The organism is Phenylobacterium sp. (assembly GCF_036723115.1).
In the GTDB taxonomy this organism is placed as follows: domain Bacteria; phylum Pseudomonadota; class Alphaproteobacteria; order Caulobacterales; family Caulobacteraceae; genus Phenylobacterium.
The window spans coordinates 1,659-20,752 of the sequence record NZ_DAIMHV010000033.1; the positions used below are offsets into that span (position 1 = coordinate 1,659).

General features: G+C 67.9%; 19 protein-coding genes and 1 tRNA gene. 15 read left to right on the top strand and 5 right to left on the bottom strand.

Translation table 11 applies throughout. The annotated features are described in order from the left end of the window. The 7 genes from V7D28_RS05645 to ssb all read left to right on the top strand — a co-directional run. Window positions 1-448: flagellin (locus V7D28_RS05645; protein ID WP_333586390.1), on the top strand; the 448-nt coding region annotated here is incomplete at its 5' end. A 92-nt stretch (window positions 449-540) separates the two neighbouring features. After that, window positions 541-828, top strand: coding sequence for a flagellar protein FlaG (locus tag V7D28_RS05650; protein WP_333586391.1), 288 nt, complete (start codon window positions 541-543; stop codon window positions 826-828). Between the two features lie 193 nt (window positions 829-1,021). Then, complete coding sequence (locus V7D28_RS05655) at window positions 1,022-1,852, top strand: flagellin (RefSeq protein ID WP_333586392.1); 831 nt, start codon at window positions 1,022-1,024, stop codon at window positions 1,850-1,852. A 141-nt stretch (window positions 1,853-1,993) separates the two neighbouring features. Next, window positions 1,994-4,783 carry a hypothetical protein gene (locus V7D28_RS05660; RefSeq protein WP_333586393.1) on the top strand — a complete coding sequence of 930 codons (2,790 nt, stop codon included), beginning with the start codon at window positions 1,994-1,996 and terminating at the stop codon, window positions 4,781-4,783. A gap of 98 nt (window positions 4,784-4,881) precedes the next feature. Continuing rightward, window positions 4,882-5,580, top strand: coding sequence for a hypothetical protein (locus tag V7D28_RS05665; protein WP_333586394.1), 699 nt, complete (start codon window positions 4,882-4,884; stop codon window positions 5,578-5,580). 40 nt (window positions 5,581-5,620) lie between these two features. After that, a complete protein-coding gene (locus tag V7D28_RS05670; RefSeq protein WP_333586395.1) occupies window positions 5,621-5,998 on the top strand; it encodes a hypothetical protein in 378 nt (125 codons plus the stop codon). 104 nt (window positions 5,999-6,102) lie between these two features. Continuing rightward, window positions 6,103-6,591 carry a single-stranded DNA-binding protein gene (gene ssb, locus V7D28_RS05675; RefSeq protein WP_333586396.1) on the top strand — a complete coding sequence of 163 codons (489 nt, stop codon included), beginning with the start codon at window positions 6,103-6,105 and terminating at the stop codon, window positions 6,589-6,591. 49 nt (window positions 6,592-6,640) lie between these two features. Here the strand turns inward: ssb and V7D28_RS05680 are convergent, their stop codons facing one another. Further along, window positions 6,641-7,081 (bottom strand): DUF3617 domain-containing protein, encoded by a 441-nt coding sequence (locus V7D28_RS05680; protein ID WP_333586397.1) that lies wholly within the window; start codon window positions 7,079-7,081, stop codon window positions 6,641-6,643. 228 nt (window positions 7,082-7,309) lie between these two features. Here V7D28_RS05680 and gyrA point away from each other — a divergent pair, with 228 nt between their 5' ends. The 5 genes from gyrA to V7D28_RS05705 all read left to right on the top strand — a co-directional run bounded on the left by gyrA (window position 7,310) and on the right by V7D28_RS05705 (window position 12,313). After that, on the top strand, window positions 7,310-10,084 hold the full coding sequence (gyrA, locus tag V7D28_RS05685) for a DNA gyrase subunit A (protein ID WP_333586398.1): 2,775 nt from the start codon (window positions 7,310-7,312) through the stop codon (window positions 10,082-10,084). 64 nt (window positions 10,085-10,148) lie between these two features. Then, a complete protein-coding gene (gene coaD, locus V7D28_RS05690; protein WP_333586399.1) occupies window positions 10,149-10,640 on the top strand; it encodes a pantetheine-phosphate adenylyltransferase in 492 nt (163 codons plus the stop codon). Continuing rightward, entirely contained in the window at window positions 10,637-10,990 is a 354-nt protein-coding gene (locus V7D28_RS05695) for a nuclear transport factor 2 family protein (RefSeq protein WP_333586400.1), read from the top strand. The genes coaD and V7D28_RS05695 overlap by 4 nt, the downstream gene beginning before the upstream one ends. Window positions 10,991-10,994: 4 nt before the next feature. After that, complete coding sequence (locus V7D28_RS05700; protein WP_333586401.1) at window positions 10,995-11,852, top strand: peptidylprolyl isomerase; 858 nt, start codon at window positions 10,995-10,997, stop codon at window positions 11,850-11,852. Then, window positions 11,852-12,313 (top strand): peptidylprolyl isomerase, encoded by a 462-nt coding sequence (locus V7D28_RS05705; protein WP_333586402.1) that lies wholly within the window; start codon window positions 11,852-11,854, stop codon window positions 12,311-12,313. The genes V7D28_RS05700 and V7D28_RS05705 overlap by 1 nt, the downstream gene beginning before the upstream one ends. A 118-nt stretch (window positions 12,314-12,431) precedes the next feature. Here the strand turns inward: V7D28_RS05705 and V7D28_RS05710 are convergent, their stop codons facing one another. Further along, entirely contained in the window at window positions 12,432-13,427 is a 996-nt protein-coding gene (locus tag V7D28_RS05710) for an endonuclease/exonuclease/phosphatase family protein (RefSeq protein ID WP_333586403.1), read from the bottom strand. 65 nt (window positions 13,428-13,492) lie between these two features. Here V7D28_RS05710 and queA point away from each other — a divergent pair, with 65 nt between their 5' ends. Together queA and tgt are read left to right on the top strand one after the other, a co-directional pair. After that, window positions 13,493-14,575, top strand: coding sequence for a tRNA preQ1(34) S-adenosylmethionine ribosyltransferase-isomerase QueA (queA, locus tag V7D28_RS05715; protein ID WP_333586404.1), 1,083 nt, complete (start codon window positions 13,493-13,495; stop codon window positions 14,573-14,575). Next, window positions 14,575-15,690, top strand: coding sequence for a tRNA guanosine(34) transglycosylase Tgt (gene tgt, locus V7D28_RS05720; protein ID WP_333586405.1), 1,116 nt, complete (start codon window positions 14,575-14,577; stop codon window positions 15,688-15,690). The genes queA and tgt overlap by 1 nt, the downstream gene beginning before the upstream one ends. Here the strand turns inward: tgt and V7D28_RS05725 are convergent. Beyond that, window positions 15,675-16,271, bottom strand: coding sequence for a hypothetical protein (locus V7D28_RS05725; protein WP_333586406.1), 597 nt, complete (start codon window positions 16,269-16,271; stop codon window positions 15,675-15,677). The genes tgt and V7D28_RS05725 overlap by 16 nt on opposite strands. 211 nt (window positions 16,272-16,482) lie before the next feature. On the opposite strand from V7D28_RS05725, the gene V7D28_RS05730 reads away from it, so the two are divergent. Then, window positions 16,483-16,557: transfer RNA gene (locus tag V7D28_RS05730), tRNA-Lys, on the top strand. 25 nt (window positions 16,558-16,582) lie between these two features. Here the strand turns inward: V7D28_RS05730 and V7D28_RS05735 are convergent. Continuing rightward, window positions 16,583-17,071 carry a copper chaperone PCu(A)C gene (locus V7D28_RS05735; RefSeq protein WP_333586407.1) on the bottom strand — a complete coding sequence of 163 codons (489 nt, stop codon included), beginning with the start codon at window positions 17,069-17,071 and terminating at the stop codon, window positions 16,583-16,585. 82 nt (window positions 17,072-17,153) lie between these two features. Next, the coding region (locus V7D28_RS05740; protein ID WP_333586408.1) for a TonB-dependent receptor family protein at window positions 17,154-19,094 on the bottom strand (1,941 nt) is incomplete at its 5' end.

A 19,094-nucleotide genomic window follows, 5' to 3' on the forward strand; every position in this document is an offset into this window, starting at 1 on the left:
CAACGCCGAGTTCAACGGCGCCAACATGATCAAGGCCACCACCCCGACCACGGTCGCGGCTCTGGCCAGCGCCGACGGCGCCAACAAGATCACGGTGGCGGCGCAGAACCTGGCCCTGGGCGGCGGCAACGTCACCGTGGCGGCCACGGCCTCCATCGGCACCCAGACCCTGGCCGCCGGCATGATCGCGACGATCAACACTTCGATCGCCAACGTCTCCTCGGCCCTCTCCAAGCTGGGTACGGGCTCCAAGGCCCTTTCCTCGCACTTCTCCTTCGTGGGCAAGCTGCAGGACTCCATCGACGCCGGCGTGGGCAACCTCGTCGACGCCGATCTGGCCAAGGAAAGCGCTCGCCTCCAGTCGCTGCAGACCAAGCAGCAGCTGGGCATCCAGGCGCTCTCCATCGCCAACAGCTCGAGCTCCAGCCTGCTCGGCTTGTTCCGCTAACGGAAGCGGCGGCGGGGAGGGGATCTTCCTCCCCGCCGACCTTTCCTTTCTGACAAAGGGAGGCCGGCGACAGAAACGTCCCGGCGCATCACATGGAACCGAGAGTGGCGGCAGTGGCGGCCACATTGAGTGTCGCCTACGAACGTCAGCCCAACCCGACCCCGCCCGAGCCGATCCGCGCCGATCGCGTGGAACCCAAGGCGGCCACGCCGGACCTGCGGCTCATCATCGAGGCCGAAGAGTCCTTCGGGGGCTATGTCTACAAGACGGTCGATCGGGAGACCGGCGAGGTCGTTTCGCAGATCCCCCGCGAGGAAGTCCTGAAGCTCCGCGAACACGAAGAGTACGCCGCAGGCGACATCGTCAGCACCAAGGCCTGACGCGACATTGACCGGCTGAGCGCCTGGCGCCTAGCACCCAATTCCGACCGCCCGGGACGCCCGCGGCGGGCGCCTGCATTTGCGGCGTTAACCTCTTGTCCACCATGATTCCCCTAGCGTCCGACCCGACGGCGATGCGCGACTCGGGCTACGGGTCGTTCTCAGCGGCGGACGTAGAAGGAGGTCCGAGAGCATGGCGATCAGCGTTCATACCAACAAGTCGGCGTTGGTCGCGTTGCAGAATCTGAACAAGACGAACGATGAACTGTCGTCCGTTCAGAACAGGATCAATACGGGCCTGAAGATCGGCAACGCGAAGGACAACGCCTCGATCTGGTCCATCGCCCAGGGGCAGAGGGCCGATATCGGCGCCCTTGGCGCCGTGAAGATGAGCCTGAACCGGGCTCAGTCGATCTCCGAAGTCTCCATGGCCGCGGGCGAGTCGGTCTCCGACCTGCTGGTGCAGCTCAAGGAGAAGGTCGTCGGCGCGATGGATACGTCGCTGGACACCCGCGCCCGGCAGGCCCTGGACGACGACTTCAAAGCCATCCTCCGCCAGATTACCCAGGTGGTGGAGAACGCCGAGTTCGACGGCGCGAACATCCTGGACGGATCGGTGGGCGGCTCCATCCGCTTCCTCGCCAACGCCGACGCCAACGCTTACATCACGCTCTCGACCCAGAACATGTCCCTGGGCGGCGCCATCATCACCATGGCCGCCACCGCCTCCATCACCACCGCGACCCTGGCCACCGGCATTCTGACCCAGCTCGACAACTCCATCGCCAATGTGAACCAGGCGCTGGGCTCGCTGGGCGCCCAGGCCAAGCAGATCGAGTCGCACAACAAGTTCGTGGACAAGCTGACGGATGTGCTGACCGCCGGGGTGGGCAATCTGGTGGACGCTGACCTCGCCAAGGAGAGCGCCAGGCTTCAGGCCTTGCAGGTTCAGCAGCAGCTGGGCGCCCAGGCGCTGTCCATCGCCAACGAGGCGCCGCAGGTCATCCTTCAGCTCTTCCGCTGATCCCAGTTCGACGGGGCGTCGCAGGGGCCTGGACCGTTCACGGTCCGGGCCCTTCGTCGTTAAGGTCGCTGCTTAACCCCCCGTAAGGACCCAGGGGCTGAAAATTCCCCGGCGGGAATCGGCCTGCGCCGGGGAACAAGCTTGATCAGCTTCGACTCAAATCTGCTGACGGCCTTCTACCAGTCGCGCCTCCCGGCCGCGGCCAACGCCGCCCTGAGCGGCTCCAGCAGCTCGGGCGCCTCGGTGCGCTATGCGCCGACCGCGCCCTGGTCGCCGCAAGCCACGCCCGCCGACACCGCCGCCCTGATGAAGACCGCCCTGCAGGGCGGCCGCTTCATTGATGAGAATGCCGCCAAGCTCGATCTCAGCGGGGCCAGCTCGGACTACCGCAAGCTCTTCGCCCTCTATCAGGGGCTGGGCACTCTGACGGCCCTGGCTGAGCGCATGAACGGCTCCAAGCTTTCGAGCTTCGAAGCCTCGCGCATCACCTCGGCCTTCGCCCGCGGCATGACGGAGCTGTCCACCTATGTGGAGGCCGCAAAGTTCGACAAGATCCGCCTGGGCTTCGCCGAGGTGTCCGAGCGCGCCCGGTCCACGGTCGGGGTTTCCCGCGGCAAGTACGAATATGTCACCGCGCCCCTGGTCACAGGCGCGGCCGATACGCCGGTTCCGGCCTTCGACGGCGACGTGCGGTTCAACATCAACATCAAGCAGGTCAACAGCAACCTGTCGGTGGCCATCGACCTGTCCGACATGGGCGCGCAGCCCCGCACCCTGGCCAATGTGATCAACCACATCAACGCCCATCTGCAGAGCGCTGGAGTTACGACGCGGTTCGCCCAGGAACGGATTCCCGGCGAGGAGCGCAGCCTGCAGTCGGGGGGGCGGACGATCAAGCTGCCGGCCGGTCCCGACCGCTGGGCCATGAAGATCAAGACCGACATCACTGAAACGGTCAGCTTCGCAGCGGTGGAAACTGCGCCCGCCATCTATCTGGCCCAGAAGGCGGGTAATCCCGATCCGGACGGCAAGCCAGAGACCAAGGACAGTCGGGAGGTCAATCAGCTGCTCAAGTTTCATGCCGACGGCGCCGCGGTCCCGGCCCCGCTGCAGCAGAGCGGCGAGGCCAACTGGGTGGAGGGCAGGGCCTTTGTCCAGACCATGGCCGGCGGCGTCGAGACGGTTCGCGCCACCCAGGTGGGGCCGGACGGATCGGTCTATGTGCTGGCCGACGTCACTCGGGCGGCCGGAGACACCTCCATCAAGGGCGAACGGGATGTGGCCCTGCTGAAGTACGATTCGGCTGGCAAACTGATGTACTCCCGAGTCCTGGGCGCGGCGGAGAATGCATCCGGCCTGGCCCTGGCCGTCTCGGCCGATGGCAAGGTGGCCATCGCCGGGTCTGTGACCGGAGGCTTAGGCGGCTCGGTGGACGGACCGTTGAACTCCGGGTCCTCAGCCGCCATGGCAGGCAAGAAGGACAGCTTCGTCACCGTGTTCAGCGCGTCGGGCGAGGAGATGTGGACCGCGCGGCGGGGATCGCGGGAGGATGACGAGGCCACCCACATCGCCTTCGGCGACGATGGGGCCGTGTATGTCACCGGGCGCTCGCGCACCTCCATGCCGGGAACCACGGCGCTTGGGGGCTGGGATTCCTACGTTCAAGGCTTCGGCGTGGACGCCAAGGGGGTTCCGCAATCCCTCTTCACCCAGAGCTTCGGCACGGCCGGAGACGACAAGCCCGCCGGACTGGTCGTCGACGGGACCATGGTCTATGCGGCGAGCGTCGAAGACGGCCGCGCCATCGTCCGCAGCTTCGACATTTCCGGGGGCGCGCCCGTGGAGACGGGCTACCGCGACCTGGGGAGTCTTCAGGGCGGCAGCATTGCGGGCCTCGCCCTCAATGGCGGGAACCTGGTGATCGCAGGCTCCACCACCAATGACGCCCTGATGGGCGGGGCGGTGACCCGCGCCCATTCCGGCGGGACAGACGCCTTCGCCGCCCAGTTCAGCAAGACCTTGTCGGCGACGGGATCCGACGCCGTCGCCTACTACGGGGGCGCTGGCGATGATCAGGTGGCGGGGCTGGCCGTTTCCGGCGGTCAGGTCTGGCTCACCGGCTCTGTCGGGTCTGATCTGCCGGGCCACGATACCATGGGGACCGCCGACGGTTTCCTGACCCGGCTCGACATCGCCGCGGGCGACGTGGCCTGGTCCCAGCGCTTCACCGGCCGCGACGGCTACGCCACGCCTGGCGCCATCGCCGTCGCCGCCCAGGGGGCCAGCGTGCTCGACCGGCTGGGTCTTCCTTCGGGCGAACTGACCTTCCGGGATACGGGCAAGCTGACGGCGCTCAGCACGCTGCGGCCTGGGGACAACTTTCAGATCGCCGTCAATGGCGGCCGGCCCAAGACCATCACCATCACCGGGGATGAGACCCTGGAAAGCCTGATGCTGAAGATCCGGCGGGAGACGGGGTTCCAGCTCAAGGTGGACACCGCCGTCGCCGACGGGGTCCGCTACCTGCAGATCTCTCCGCTCAATGCGCGCACCATCGTGGAGCTATCCCCCGGCAAGACCGGCCAGGACGCGCTCAAGGTGCTGGGCTTGAAGGAAGGCGTCGTCCGCGGAACGGTCATCAAGGACGGCAAGACCACGTCGGCCGACGGCCAGGGCGACTTCTACGGCCTGGGGATGCACTCGGCGATCAATCTGAGTTCGCCAGAACAGATCCGCCACGCCATGGCCGAACTGACGGCGGCCCAGGGGGTGATCCGGAAAATCTATACCGCCTTGCGGGACGCCGCGACGCCTGCGAGCGTGTTGGCCCAGCGCAACGCCCTGGCCTCGGCCGGTAAGGCGCCAGCCTATCTCACCAATCAGATCGCCAACTACCAGGCCGCCCTCGACCGGCTGACCGGCGGAGGCTAAGTCTCGACCTTGCACGCCGCCATGGGCCGTTCTAGAGCCCGGGGCGACTGTCCGCGCCTGGGCCAGCCCCTTGGCGTCCCTGTCGACTGCGAGGCCGAATGGATTTCCTGAACGACCGACGCATTGTTCTGTCGCTGGCCGGCGGCGCTCTGGCCCTCCTGGCGGGCATGGGCATCGCCGTGGGCCTGATGGCTCGGGGCGGAGACGACGAACCGGCCGAGGCGCCGCCCGCCAGCCGCGGCGGGCTGGTGGTGGAGAAGGTGGAAGGCGAGGGGACCCTCGACCCCGCCCGACCCTTGCGCTGCTTTGTGGGCGGCCAGTTCGTGGGAGAGCTGACCCTGGCCGATTGCGCCCAGCGCAACGGCGTGGCCACGGGCGCCCTCGATGTGGGCGTGGACGAGACCGGCGCCCTGGCCGCGGCCAATGAGGCGGGCACCGTCCTGACACCCCTGCCGCCCACCGAGGCCCAGCAGGCCGCGCCCGCGCCGACCCTGGCCGAAGCGCCGACCCTTCCAAACCAGCCGGCCCCGAGCCAGGACGTGGCACTGCCGGCGGGCGCCTGCTGGCGGTATGTGGGGGCGGAGTGGCGGCGCCTGCCGGGCGACCTGACCCTGAACGCCTGTGTCCAGGCGCTCTTCGCCGGGCGGTGTGAATCGGCCGGCTCGGCGACCTATGGCCGCTGGATGCAGCAGACCCTGCGCCTGATCCCTGGACGGGTGGAGGTCTCCAACGACAACCGGCGCTTCCGATCCCTGGCTGAACAGGGGCCCGGATGCGCAATTCCGAACATCGGATGACGCCTCGCGGGCGCCACGAAGCGGGAGTAGGGTTCACGACATGATGCGCACGGCCATAATGCTGGGTCTGGCGAGCCTCGCGCTCGCGGCCTGTCAGCAACGCACCCTGCCCCCGGGCGATCGCCAGATCTGCTATCACGTGGTTCGCTCACCGGAGGGGGAGCTGAAGTACAACAAGCTGCCTGGGACCCAGCCGACGCTGGAGAACTGCGCCGCGGCCCTGGAAGCCATGCGGGTCAACTTCCTGCAGATGGGCGGCTCCACCCGGGTTCTGGTGGGCGCCTATCAGGGCAATTTCATCTTCGTCCAGCCCGAGGGCATCTATACGGCGCCCTCCCTGGAGCAGAACCGCTATCTGGCCCTCGTCCGCACCGGCGACGGCCGGTTGGCCGTGCCCAGCGCCATGCCGGCGCGCTAGCGGCCGGAACATAGGCGGAACGCGGCATTGATCGCGTGAATTTTCGCCGCTAGCCTGGAGCGAGGCTGGCGGCTTTCTCTTCAGCGCTCTTCAAGGACATCCATATGGCGGGCAGCGTCAACAAGGTCATTCTCGTCGGCAATCTCGGCGCTGATCCGGAAATCCGGTCGCTTTCCTCTGGCGACCGCGTGGCGAACCTGCGCATCGCCACCTCGGAAACCTGGCGGGACCGCAATTCGGGCGAACGCAAGGAGCGCACGGAGTGGCACCGGGTGGTGATCTTCAACGACAACCTGGTGAAGGTGGCTGAGAACTATCTGCGCAAGGGTTCGAAGGTTTACATCGAGGGCGCGATCCAGACCCGCAAATGGACCGACCAGCAGGGGCAGGAACGTTTTTCCACCGAGATCGTCCTGCAGAAGTACCGCGGCGAGCTGACCATGCTGGACGGCCGCGGCGGCGGTGACTCCGAGGACGGCGGCGGCTATGGCGGCGGCTTTTCCTCAGGGGGGGGCAGCGGCGGCGGCCGCAGCCAGCCCTCCGGGCCGCGCGAGGATTTCTCCGCCGATCTCGACGACGAGATTCCGTTCTAGGCGACGGGCGGGCGCCCCGCTCCATTGGGAGGGGGCGCCGTTGGGCGCCCTAGTCCGACGCCGTGGCGTCCTTGGGCGGGCAGGTGTCGCCGATGCGACGGGCCTCGGTGCTGGCGCGACCGGAAACCGGCAGGCCCAGGAAGGTTGTGGCGATATTGGCCGTCAGCTTGAAGTTGGTCGGCGTATAGGTGCCCTGGCCCGACACCTCCACCTGCCGTCCCTTCTTGCTCACGCACTGACCCTTCAGCAGAATCTGACCATTGGCGAAGGATCGTGTGGGATAGGTGCAGGTGTAGTGCCGGTTGCTGGGCCCCATGAGGAACTTCTCCACGTCGGCCGGCGTGATGCAGCGCCGCTCCACATCGGTGGTGCGCACCGGCGAAAGCAGGCGGTTGGTGCTCTCCCAATAGCCGGGCCGGATGGTCTCCGCCGCGGTGGCGGGGCCGGCCAGCGCCAGGATCGCCAGGGCGGTGAGGGTCGCAGTCTTCATGTCACTCTTTCCGAAAGACGCCAGGGGCTTAGTCTGACCTCTTCAACCTGAACAGGGGCTGACCGGGCGCCCGTGGTCCCGGGGCGCGGCCAGTCAGCGTTGCGGATCAAGATAGGCGCCGCCGCGGCCGCCCGCATCCCTTTATGGGGGCGAAGTTGGCGCAGCGCCCTGAGAATGCTAACACTCCACGTCCCGTTTCATGTCCGATTCTGACGGTTTTTCCCCGCTTTGACTGACGATTCCCATACCCCACCGGAAGATGGCCGGCCCGGGGGCATCGCCCCTATCGCCATCGAGGACGAGCTGAAGCGTTCGTATCTCGACTACGCCATGAGCGTGATCGTCAGCCGCGCCCTGCCGGACGCACGCGATGGGCTCAAGCCGGTTCACCGGCGGATCCTGTTCTCCATGGGCGAGCAGGGGCATACGCCGGACCGCGGCTATGTGAAGTCCGCCCGGGTGGTCGGCGACGTGATGGGTAAGTATCACCCGCACGGGGATGCGGCGATCTACATGACCCTGGTGCGCATGGCCCAGCCCTTCTCCATGGGGCTGCTGCTGATCGACGGCCAGGGCAATTTCGGCTCGGTGGACAACGATCCCCCGGCGGCCATGCGCTACACCGAATGCCGTCTGACCAAGGCGTCCATGTCGGTCCTGGCTGATCTGGACAAGGACACGGTCGACTTCCGGGCCAATTACGACGGCTCCGAGCAGGAGCCGGCGGTCCTGCCGTCGCGCATACCCAATCTGCTGGTCAATGGCGCCGGCGGCATCGCCGTGGGCATGGCCACAAACATTCCGCCGCATAATCTCGGCGAGGTGATCGACGCTTGCGTGGCCTTCGTCGACAACCCGCAGATCGGGCTAGAGGACCTGGCCGACATCGTTCCGGGCCCCGATTTCCCCACCGGCGGCGAGATCATGGGCCGTGCGGGCGCGCGCCAGGCCCTGCTCACGGGCCGGGGTTCGGTGGTCATGCGCGGCAAGGCGGCCATTGAGGACCTGCGCAAGGATCGCGAGGCGATCATCATCACCGCCTTGCCCTATCAGGTGAACAAGGCCGCCCTGGTGGAGCGGATCGCCGAACTGGTGCGCGAAAAGCGCATCGAGGGCGTTTCGGACCTCCGCGACGAGAGCGACCGCGACGGCATGCGGGTGGTGGTCGAGCTCAAGCGCGACGCCTCCGCCGAGGTGGTGCTGAACCAGCTCTATCGCTTCACCCAGCTGCAGTCCTCCTTCGCTGTGAACATGCTGGCCCTCGACCGGGGCCGGCCGCGGGAGATGAACCTGCGCGACCTGGTGGCGGCCTTCGTCGACTTCCGCGAAGAGGTCGTCGTCCGGCGCACCAAGTATGAGCTCGCCAAGGCCCGCGACCGGGGCCATGTGCTGGTGGGCCTGGCCATCGCCGTAGCCAATATCGACGAGGTCATTCACATCATCCGCTCCTCGCGCGATCCGGCCGAGGCGCGGGAGCGGCTGACCGCCAAGGCCTGGCCGGCTGGCGACATGATGCCCCTGGTGGAGCTGATCGCCGATCCGCGCACGGTGCTGGAGGCCGACAATCACATCCGGCTCACCGAGGAGCAGGCCCGCGCCATCCTGGCGCTGACCCTGTCGCGTCTCACCGGCCTCGGCCGCGACGAGATCTTCGGCGAGGCCCGTGAACTGGCGGGCGCCATCCAGGGCTATCTGGAGATCCTGGCCTCCCGCGAGAAGATCATGGGCATCGTCCGCGACGAACTGCTGGAGGTGAAGGCCGCCTTCGCCGTTCCCCGTCGCACCGAGATCCTCGAAGGCGGCGGCGACATGGACGATGAGGATCTCATCGCCCGTGAGGACATGGTCATCGCTGTCACCCATTCGGGCTATGTGAAGCGCACGCCGCTGGCCACCTACCGCACCCAGCACCGGGGCGGGAAGGGTCGCTCGGGCATGTCGATGAAGAACGAGGACGTGGTCACTCGCGTCTTCTCGGCCAACACCCACACGCCGGTCCTGTTCTTCTCGTCGGGCGGCAAGGTCTACAAGATGAAGGTCTGGCGCCTGCCCGTGGGCGCGCCGAACTCCCGCGGCAAGGCTTTCGTGAACCTGCTGCCCATCGAGCCCGGCGAGAGCATCACCTCGATCCTGCCCCTGCCGGAGGACGAGGCCAGCTGGGATCAGTACGACGTCATGTTCGCCACGCGCTCGGGCAATGTCCGGCGCAACAAGCTGTCGGACTTCGTCCAGATCAATCGCAACGGCAAGATCGCCATGAAGCTGGACGAGGGCGACGCCATCATCGGCGTGGCCGTCTGCCAGGCCGATCAGGACGTGTTGCTGACCACGACGGCTGGCCGCTGCATCCGTTTCGCCGTGGAAGAGGTGCGGGTCTTCGCCAGCCGGGATTCCACCGGCGTGCGCGGCGTGCGTCTGGCCGAGGGCGACAGCGTCATCTCCATGGCCATCCTGCGCTCGGTGGCGGCCACGCCGGCCGAGCGGGCGGCCTATCTGAAGCACGCCACCGCCACCCGCGCCGCCGAATCCGGCGAGGCGGAGGAACAGGCGGCGCCGGAAACCATGGACGAGGATGACGGCGAGGTCGGGGAGCAGTCCCTGTCTCTGGAGCGGATCGCCGCGCTTGGGGCAGCCGAGGAGTTCATCCTCACCGTCTCCACCGAGGGCTTCGGCAAGCGCAGCTCGGCCTATGATTTCCGCCGCACCGGCCGGGGCGGTCAGGGGCTGATCGCCCAGGACCTGACCAAGCGTGGCGGGCGGCTGGCGGCCTCCTTCCCCGTGGAGGAGGGCGACGGGGTTCTTCTGGTCACCGATCAGGGCCAGATGATCCGCACGCCTGTCTCCCAGATCCGCATCGCCGGTCGCAACACCCAAGGGGTGACCATCTTCCGCACCGCCGCCGACGAGCACGTGGTGTCGGTGGAGCGCGTGGCCGAGGCCGCCGCCAGCGGCGCCGAAGATGAGGACCTTGAGGCCGGCGACGAGGGAACGGGCCAGGATTAGGCCTTGCTTTCCCCGCCTCGTGCGGCGAAAGGCCAAAGGACCAAGAACAAGGGGGAAGCGCCGTATGACCCGCGTGGGGCTCTATCCGGGCACTTTCGATCCAATCACCAACGGGCACACCGACATCATCGGTCGGGCGGTCAAGCTGGTGGACAAGCTGGTGATCGGCGTGGCGATCAACGCCGGCAAGGGGCCGCTCTTCTCGCTGGAGGAGCGCGTGGCCATCATTCGGGCCGAGACGGCGAACCTGGCCGGCGAGGCCGAGATCGACGTCCAGCCCTATGAGGGTCTGACCCTGCAGTTCGCCCGTCAGATCGGCGCCACCATGATCGTGCGCGGCCTGCGCGCGGTGGCCGACTTCGAGTACGAGTTCCAGATGACGGCCATGAACCAGCAGCTGGACCGGGAGATCGAGACGGTCTTCCTCATGGCCGATCCCCGTCACCAGGCCATCGCCTCGCGTCTGGTCAAGGAGATCGCCACCCTGGGCGGCGAGGTCGGCAAGTTCGTCAGCCCGCGGGTCAAGGAAGCCCTGCTGGCCAAGGTGCAGGCTTGATACCCGATCCCCAGGCCTTCGCGGCCGCCTGGATCGACGCCTGGAACCGCCACGACCTGAACGCCATCCTGGCCCACTATGACGAGACGATCGTCTTCACCAGCCCGGCGGCCGCGCGCGTCACCGGCCGCGTCGATGGCCGGGTGGAGGGGCGGGCCGCCCTGGCCGACTACTGGGGCAAGGCCCTGGCGCTGGCGCCGGATCTCACCTTCACCCTGTTGTCGGTGCTGCGCGGGACAGATGGGCTGGCCCTGCGCTATCACAGCTCGCGTACCGGCCGTGACGTGGTCGAGGTGCTTCGGTTCGGCCCCTCCGGGCTGGCTGTCGAGGCTGCAGCCTATTACGAGTGAGATCATGATCCGCACCCTTCTCCTCGCCGCGGCCGCCGCCGCGCTTCTGGCTGCGCCGGCCCAGGCCCAGCGCGGCCAACCGGCGCCTGCGCCCGCAGGCCCCTCGGCCCAGGACTGGCGCGCCGTGGACCCGGACAATGTGATGGTGATCGACACCAACAAGGGCCGCATCTTCGTGGAGATGTACCCCTCGGTGGCGCCCGCCCATGTGGAGCGGGTGAAGACCCTGACCCGGCGCGGCTTCTATGACGGCCGCAGCTTCTTTCGGGTCATCGACGTCTTCATGGCCCAGACGGGCGACCCTCTGGACACCGGCGCCGGCGGCTCGGACTTGGCCGACATGGAGGCGGAGTTCACCTTCCGCCGGGCGGCGGGCGATCCGTTCACCGCCGTGGCCGATTCCGGCGCCGCCCAGACGGGCTTCATCGGCGCCCTGCCGGTGATGACGCAGAACCCCATGCTCATGGCCATGATGTTCGACGGCAAGGTGGCCGGCTGGAGCCTCTATTGTCCCGGCGTGGCGGGGATGGCCCGGGGCTCGGCGGAGAACTCCGCCAACAGCCAGTTCTTCCTCATGCGCCAGGCCTATCCGTCCCTGGAGAAGCGCTACACCGCCTGGGGCCGGGTGATCGCCGGCCTGGAGGTGGTCCGCGCCATCAAGACCGGCGAGCCGGTGGCGCCGCCCCAGGACGTGATGACCCGCGCACGCATGCTTTCCGATCTGCCTGAGGCGGAACGTCCGCAGATCCGGGTGGTTGACACCGCCGGACCCTGGTTCACCGCCCAGGTGGCGCAGATGCGCGCCGAAGACGGGGCCGACTTCTCGGCCTGTAATCTGAAAATCCCTTCCGAGGTAAAGTGATGGACGCCGAAAACACCCTGATCATGACTTTGGACACCGGCCCGGTGACCATCCGTCTGCGCCCCGACTTGGCCCCGGGCCACGTGGCGCGGATCAAGGAACTGGCCCGTGAAGGCTTCTATGATGGGGTGGTGTTCCACCGGGTCATCGCCGGCTTCATGGCCCAGGGCGGCGATCCCACGGGCACGGGCACGGGGGGCTCTCAGAAGCCCAACCTGAAGGCCGAATTCACCGACGCGCCGCACGTGCGCGGCGTCTGCTCCATGGCCCGGACGCCGGCCCCGGACTCGGCCAACAGCCAGTTCTTCATCTGCTTCGACGACGCCCGCTTCCTGGACGGCCAGTACACCGTCTGGGGCGAAGTGGCCGAGGGCATGGAGAATGTGGACGCCCTGCCCAAGGGCGAGCCGCCGCGCAATCCCGGCAAGATCGTGAGCCTGAAGGTCGCCGCTGACGCCTGAGGCGCGCCTAGAGCGCGTTCCGATAAGTGGAACCGGTCATCGGATCGAAACGCGCTCAAGTCTTTGAGTTCAGAGCCTGATTCAACGGTCAGACGGTCCCGTCTGATCGCATCAGGCTCTAAGGATCGGGGCTCAACGCCAGGGTGACGACCACCGGAAAGTGGTCGGCGCCCAGGGCCGGGCCTCGCTCCACGGCCACCGTCTTCCAGTCCGACCCGGCATAGACATGGTCGATGGCCAGGAAGGGCAGGGGCATGTGGATGTTCCACCTGGAGAAGGCCATGGCCGGCCAGGTAAGCATGGACTGGTTACGCCGTGTCAGGCCCAGAGCCTTGTCCTGCCGCTTCAGGGTGTAGGACCAAGGGGTCGAGTTGAAATCTCCGGTGATGATCAGGCGCTCTTTGGGATAGAGCTTGCTGATGGCAGCCAGACGCAGGCTCTGCTGCTGCTGGGGGCCTGCGGGGATGGGCCAGGTGAAGTGGGCGCCGATCACCGTGAACGGGCCGCCCGGGGCCTCGAAGGTGGCCCGTGTGGCCGGGAAATAGGCGCCGTCCTCCACCTGGGGCAGGCCGCCTGAAAGGGGCGCCGCCTTGCTGTAGATGATCACCTCGCAGCGATCGTCCGGGTCGCAGGTGCGATGGTAGTCGCCGCGGGCCTCGATCGCGCGCTGGAAGCGGCGGGTGGCCTCTTCCACGATGATGATGTCCGGATCCTGGGCCGCGAGCCAGTCGGCGGTCTCCTCCAGAGTCTGGTTGCGGGCGCCCCAGATGTTGAACTGGATGACCTTGATCTGGGCCACGGGAGTCTCGTCCTCGGACAGGCGCGGCCCCGCATCGCGCAGAGCCTCTCCGGCCAGGAGAACGCCCCCCAGGATCACCGCCGAGCCCGCCATGCCCAGGGTCACCCGCCTCAGAAGGCCAGGCGCGGTCAGGGCCGAAAGCGCTGCGGCCGCCAAGGCCACCACCACGAAGACGGCGGCGAAATGGGATGCGATGTCCAGAGTGTCGCTGAACCATCCTCCGTGGGCGGCCAGCAGGACCAGCAGGGCCGTAGCGGCCAGGACAGCCGCAAGGTCTTCCAGCACGCGGTTGATGATGACTCGGAGGATCCCCATGAAGATCGCTCTAGCATGCGGCTGCGCTTGACGCGCGCGGTCTTGCATGGCCTGACGCAGCTTCCATGAAGACGGCTGATTTCGATTTCCATCTGCCCGACAGCGCCATCGCCCTGCGTCCGGCGACGCCGCGGGATTCGGCCCGAATGCTGTGCGTTCGACCGGGTGAGGCCCTGCGCGACCTGCAGGTGCGTGACCTGCCCGGAGAGCTGCGGGCCGGCGACGTCCTGGTGCTCAACGACACGCGGGTCATCCCCGCCCGGCTGAGCGGCGTGCGCCTGCGGGGCGACAGCGCCGTGGCGGTGGAGGCGACCCTGCACCAGCGCCGGGGACCGGCCCGCTGGAGCGCCTTCATGCGTCCGGGCAAGCGATTGGCGCCGGGAGATCAGATCGTCTTCGGCGCGGCCGGCGGCTCCGACCGCGCCTGCGGCCTGACCGAGCTCAACGCCCAGGTGCTCGAGAAGAGGGACGGCGGGGAGGTGATCCTCGACTTCGAGCTTTCTGGCCCTCATCTCGACGAGGCGATCAAGGCGCGCGGCGCCATGCCTCTGCCGCCCTACATCGCCGCCAAGCGTCCTGAGGATGATCAGGACCGGGCGGACTACCAGACCGTGTATGCCCGGGCCGACGGCTCGGTGGCCGCCCCCACCGCGGGTCTGCACTTCACCCCCGACCTGCTGGACCGGCTGGCCCGCGCCGGCGTCGAGACCTGCTTCGTCACCCTGCATGTGGGAGCCGGCACCTTTCTGCCGGTCAAGGTGGAGGAGGTGGCCGAACACCGGATGCATGCGGAGTTCGGCGAGGTTTCGCCCGAGACCGCCCAGCGACTGAACGCCGCCCGCGCCCGCGGCGGGCGCATCGTCTGCGTGGGCACCACCTCGCTGCGTCTGGTGGAGAGCGCGGCTCGCGCCGACGGGGTGATCGCCCCCTTCGCCGACGAAACCGACATCTTCATCACGCCGGGCTATCGCTTTCGCGCCGTCGACGGGCTGATGACCAACTTCCACCTGCCGCGCTCGACCCTCTTCATGCTGGTCAGCGCCTTCGCCGGAACGGCCGCCATGCGCACAGCCTATGAGCATGCGATCGCCACGGGCTATCGCTTCTATTCCTATGGCGACTCCAGCCTGCTCTGGCGGGCGGACTGATGGCCGCATTTCCCTTTGAGATCGCCGCCGTGGACGGGCGGGCGCGCACCGGCGTGGTCAAGACCGCGCGGGGCGACATCCGCACCCCGGCCTTCATGCCCGTGGGGACGGCAGCCACCGTCAAGGCCCTGACCGTGGACCAGGTGGCCGCCACCGGCGCCGACATCATCCTGGGCAACACCTATCACCTGATGCTGCGCCCCGGCGGGGAGCGGGTGCGCCGCCTGGGCGGACTGCACCGCTTCATGCGCTGGGACCGGCCCATCCTCACCGATTCCGGCGGCTTCCAGGTCATGTCCCTGTCGCAGATCGCCAAGGTCACCGAGGAGGCCGTCACCTTCGCCAGCCATATCGACGGCTCGCGCCATGTCCTCTCGCCGGAGCGGTCGGTGGAGATTCAGGCCGACCTGCTGGGCTCCGATATCGTCATGCAACTGGACGAGTGCGTCTCCTGGCCCGCAGAGGCCGAGCGCGCGGCGCAGGCCCTGCGCCTCTCGGCCCGCTGGGGCGCCCGCTGCAAGGCCGCTTTCGGAGATCGCGAGTCCCAGGCCCTGTTCGGTATCCAGCAGGGCTCCACCTTCGAGGCCCTTCGGAAGGAATCGGCTGAGCGGCTGATGGAGATCGACTTCGACGGCTATGCCCTGGGGGGCCTGGCGGTGGGCGAGGGGCATGAGGCCATGTGCGAGGTCCTCGATTTCGCGCCCGCCATGCTTCCCGCCGAGCGGCCGCGCTATCTGATGGGCGTCGGCAAACCTATCGATCTGGTGGAGGCGGTCTGGCGGGGCGTGGACATGTTCGACTGCGTCCTGCCCACCCGGTCGGGCCGGCATGGCCAGGCCTGGACGTGGAACGGTCCTCTCAACCTGAAGAACGCCCGCTTCGCCGAGGACGACACGCCCCTGGATGAAGCCTCGTCCTGCCCCGCCAGCCGGGACTATTCCAAGGCCTATCTGCATCACCTGGTGAAGGCTGAGGAGATCCTGGGCCAGGTTCTGCTCTCCTGGCACAACATCGCCTTCTTCCAGGGGCTGACGGCGGCCATGCGGCAGGCCATCGCTGAGGGGCGCATGGACGCCTTCCGCCGGGAGTTCCGGGCGGCTCAGCGCACGGGATAGCGCGGGCTCAGATCCTGCTGGATGACGGGCTTGGCCACATAGGCATGGTTGGGCGTGGCCGGCGGCGGGCATCGCTGAGCTTCGCCCAGACCCTTGAGATAGCCCCGCCGAACCCCGCCGGCGACGATGGCGCTCTGAACCAGCCGATCATGCTGCTCGGCGCCGCTCAGTCTCCTGACCCATCCGCGGAAGGGAATGACGTCCTGAGTCAGGCCGGCCACCGCCCCGAGCGCCGTGGTCTGGCCGCGGGTGAGCAGGTCATCCTCATCGCGCGCATCCTCGTCTAGGTCGGCGCCCAGGGCCTCGTTGAGCGGCAGCAGCTGGTCGACAATGGCCTGACAGGTGAGCGGCTGCGGCCGGCGATAGGGATCGGCCTGAGCCTCCAGCAGTATGGGCGGGATCTTGGTGCGCAGCAGGTTCACGTCGCGAAGCGGCGCAGCCACCGCGCCCTGCAGGTTCTCGCGATTGGCTTCGGAGGTGGTCTGGACGCGGGGGGAGCCGTCGGCCCGGGTGGTGGTGCAACCGGCCAGGGCCAGGGCCAGGGCGGCGAGGAGGATCGGCGGGGGAGCGGTGGACAACATGGGCCCAACCTAAACCCAACCGGCGCGATTGCATCAGATGATTGGTCTGACCCCTTGAACGACCGGCGCTTTCTCCTGAGACGGTCGCGCGGGCGGCGGCCTCGTCGCCGCCCGCGCATGAGAAGATGCGGGAACTGAGATGGGCGCCTTGCCCGAGTCGGACCGCCGCCCTATGGTCCGCCCCGCTAACGGCGCGCCTGCGCCGCGGTGCGGGCCGATAGCTCAGTGGTAGAGCATTCGACTTTTAATCGAATGGTCCTGGGTTCGAATCCCAGTCGGCCTACCATCCCTCACTTCCGCCGTTCCGATCCTCAGTGCCCCATGCCGTGGGGCGCGCTGCGGATCTGGGCGGTGAGCGTCTGAGCCGGCGCCTTTTCGAAGGTCAGGGTGATCTCCACGCTTTCGCCCTCATTGAGGCCCGCGGCCGGCGCCATCAGCATCAGGTGCTCGGCGCCCGGGCGCAGGGCCACGCTCTCGCCGGCCGGCAGGGGCAGGCCATCGGGCAATTCGCGCATCCGCATGATGCCGCCCTCTGTGGTCATGGTGTGGATTTCAACCCGCTCGCCCGCGGGGCTGGAGGCGGCCGTCAACCGGTCGTCGGCGGCGGCGGTCAGGGTCACATAGCAACCTGCGGCGCCCGCGCCGGCCGCGGCGGGACGACACCAGGGGTCGCTGGCGGTGACGGCGGCGGCGACAGCGGGCGTCGCCACAGCCTCCGGCGCTGTCGCGCTTTCCGGCGGCTGATTTTGTCCGCAGGCGCTCAATGCAAGGGCGGCGGCGAGAATGATCAGGCGGTTCATGGTTCTTCTCCTTGTTGGCGTGAAACGGGGGTCAGGGCGGTAGGCCCGGATGAGCCGGCGGGGGCGCCGCCGGCTCGAGGTTTCAGAAGTCGACTACGAGGCCAACAAAGGCCGAGCGTCCATCCCCCGGCCAGTAGGCGGCCGTCGCAGGTCCGGCCACGATCACGGGCTGCACGTTGGAGACGTAGGCCTCGTCGGTGAGGTTGCGCACATCCAGGAACAGGCTGACTCCGTTCGGCGCCGTCCAGCCCAGGTTCAGATTGGCGATGGTGTAGCCGGGCGACTTCAGCGTGTTCCGGAAGTCCACAAACGCGCCCTCCGGGGACCATTCGAGGGAGGGGGCGATGAACCACCCTTGCGGCGCGTCGTAGCGCAACTCGGCCCGGTAGAGGTGCTCTGGAACGACGGGAAGCCGGTTGTCGCCATATTGGACGTCGTCCCGGAAGCGGAAGTCCGACCAGGTATAGGTCTGGCGCAGACGCAGCGGCTCGGCCAGGCGCCAGTCGAGAGCGGCCTCGATTCCTCGGTGATAGGTCTCATCGGCGTTGAAGGTGGTGGCCGGGCGATCGGGGGAGACGCTGAACTGCAGCATCTCGTCCTCCAGTTCCGCGTGATAGAAGGTGAGGTCCCAGGTGAAGGCCCCACGACGGCCGCGGGTCCCGACCTCGAACGTCACCGCCTTCTGGGCCTCCACCGGCGCAAAGCCCGCGCCGGTGGGGGAGAGGGAACCGAAGTTCGGCGGTTCGGCCGACCCGGTCACATTGGCGAACACCTGCACGCCGTCCGGCGCCTCCCAGAGAAGGCCGAGACGCGGCGCGAACCAGTCAAATGACTTGGACGCCTTGAGATTGAACGTCCCGGCGACGCCCGGCACGGCCACGCCCACATAGTCCCGCTCGGCCCGCCCATAGGTCCCGCCGGCCACCAAGGCCAGGCTTTCGGTGACGAACAGCCGTCCCTCGGCGAAGAGGTCGAGGGCGGCGGCGTTCTGGTAGGAGACTGCGCGCAAAGCCCCGCGGGCGCCGGCGGTGTTCACATAGAAATGGGAATCCAGATCGCCGCTACGGCCCCAGACCCCCGCATAGGCGTCGGCCCGCCGCCCGCCGATCTGGCCGTCCCAGTCCAGCCGCCCGTAGAGGCCGTAGTTGCGGCTCTCCTGGTCGATGACCTGAAAGATCGGGTGGTCCAGCTCTTTCCAGACGGCGTAGGCGCCCACGGTCACCACCAGCTGGTCGCCGAGGGGCTGTTCCGTGCTGACCACGCCCCGTAGACCGCGGAGGTCCCGCCCATAGTCGCTGAGTACATTGCCCGCCGCCGCCTGCCGAGGATCGGCCGCGAATTGGGCCGCTGTCAGCGCACCCGGGATCTCCTGCTTGATGTGGGCGCCGCTCAAGGTCAGGCGGACTTCGCCTTCACCGAGGTCGTGACCGACATTCAGGGTTCCAAACTGGATGTTCTGCTGGCTCTGAGGCCGCGGTCCCTGTCCCGTCTGGTTGGTGATCGCCGCGAAGCCATCCCAGGGTCCGGCCTCGCGCGCGAGGGCGAAATGCTGGCGGAACATGCCAAAGGAGCCACCGTCCAGCCGCAGGCGGTTCTCGAAGCCCGCGGTCTCGCCCGTGGGGGTGACCATGTTCACCGCCCCGCCCAGGGTGGCGCCGCCGAAGCGCAGGGCGTTGCCCCCGCGATAGACTTCCACATGGCGGGTCAGCAGCGGATCGGCGATCTGGCTGTCGCCATAGCCGTCGGCCTCGTTCAGCGGCAGGCCGTCCTGAGCGATGAGCAGGCCGCGATTGTGATTGGCGTTGCCCACGCCGGAGCCGCGGATGGAAAGGCGTGTGTCGCCCCCCCACTTCTTCTGGGCGAAGACGCCTGGCGCGTCGCGCAGCATGTCGTCGAGCGCCAGGGCGAAACGCTCCTGATAGGCCTCGGCGGCGATGACGGACACCGCGCCGGGCGTCTCCGAGAGGCGCTGGCGGGCGCGTTGGACAATGGGCGGATCTTGCGGATCGGGGCGGGCGGTGAC

What these genes read in the sequence shown, in the direction of transcription:
- V7D28_RS05650 (WP_333586391.1), top strand. Translation starts at nt 541, where the DNA reads ATGGAACCGAGAGTGGCGGCAGTGGCGGCCACATTGAGTGTCGCCTAC.
- V7D28_RS05655 (WP_333586392.1), top strand. Translation starts at nt 1,022, where the DNA reads ATGGCGATCAGCGTTCATACCAACAAGTCGGCGTTGGTCGCGTTGCAG.
- V7D28_RS05665 (WP_333586394.1), top strand. Translation starts at nt 4,882, where the DNA reads ATGGATTTCCTGAACGACCGACGCATTGTTCTGTCGCTGGCCGGCGGC.
- V7D28_RS05670 (WP_333586395.1), top strand. Translation starts at nt 5,621, where the DNA reads ATGATGCGCACGGCCATAATGCTGGGTCTGGCGAGCCTCGCGCTCGCG.
- ssb (WP_333586396.1), top strand. Translation starts at nt 6,103, where the DNA reads ATGGCGGGCAGCGTCAACAAGGTCATTCTCGTCGGCAATCTCGGCGCT.
- V7D28_RS05680 (WP_333586397.1), bottom strand. Translation starts at nt 7,081, where the DNA reads ATGAAGACTGCGACCCTCACCGCCCTGGCGATCCTGGCGCTGGCCGGC.
- coaD (WP_333586399.1), top strand. Translation starts at nt 10,149, where the DNA reads ATGACCCGCGTGGGGCTCTATCCGGGCACTTTCGATCCAATCACCAAC.
- V7D28_RS05700 (WP_333586401.1), top strand. Translation starts at nt 10,995, where the DNA reads ATGATCCGCACCCTTCTCCTCGCCGCGGCCGCCGCCGCGCTTCTGGCT.
- V7D28_RS05705 (WP_333586402.1), top strand. Translation starts at nt 11,852, where the DNA reads ATGGACGCCGAAAACACCCTGATCATGACTTTGGACACCGGCCCGGTG.
- V7D28_RS05710 (WP_333586403.1), bottom strand. Translation starts at nt 13,427, where the DNA reads ATGGGGATCCTCCGAGTCATCATCAACCGCGTGCTGGAAGACCTTGCG.
- queA (WP_333586404.1), top strand. Translation starts at nt 13,493, where the DNA reads ATGAAGACGGCTGATTTCGATTTCCATCTGCCCGACAGCGCCATCGCC.
- tgt (WP_333586405.1), top strand. Translation starts at nt 14,575, where the DNA reads ATGGCCGCATTTCCCTTTGAGATCGCCGCCGTGGACGGGCGGGCGCGC.
- V7D28_RS05725 (WP_333586406.1), bottom strand. Translation starts at nt 16,271, where the DNA reads ATGTTGTCCACCGCTCCCCCGCCGATCCTCCTCGCCGCCCTGGCCCTG.
- V7D28_RS05735 (WP_333586407.1), bottom strand. Translation starts at nt 17,071, where the DNA reads ATGAACCGCCTGATCATTCTCGCCGCCGCCCTTGCATTGAGCGCCTGC.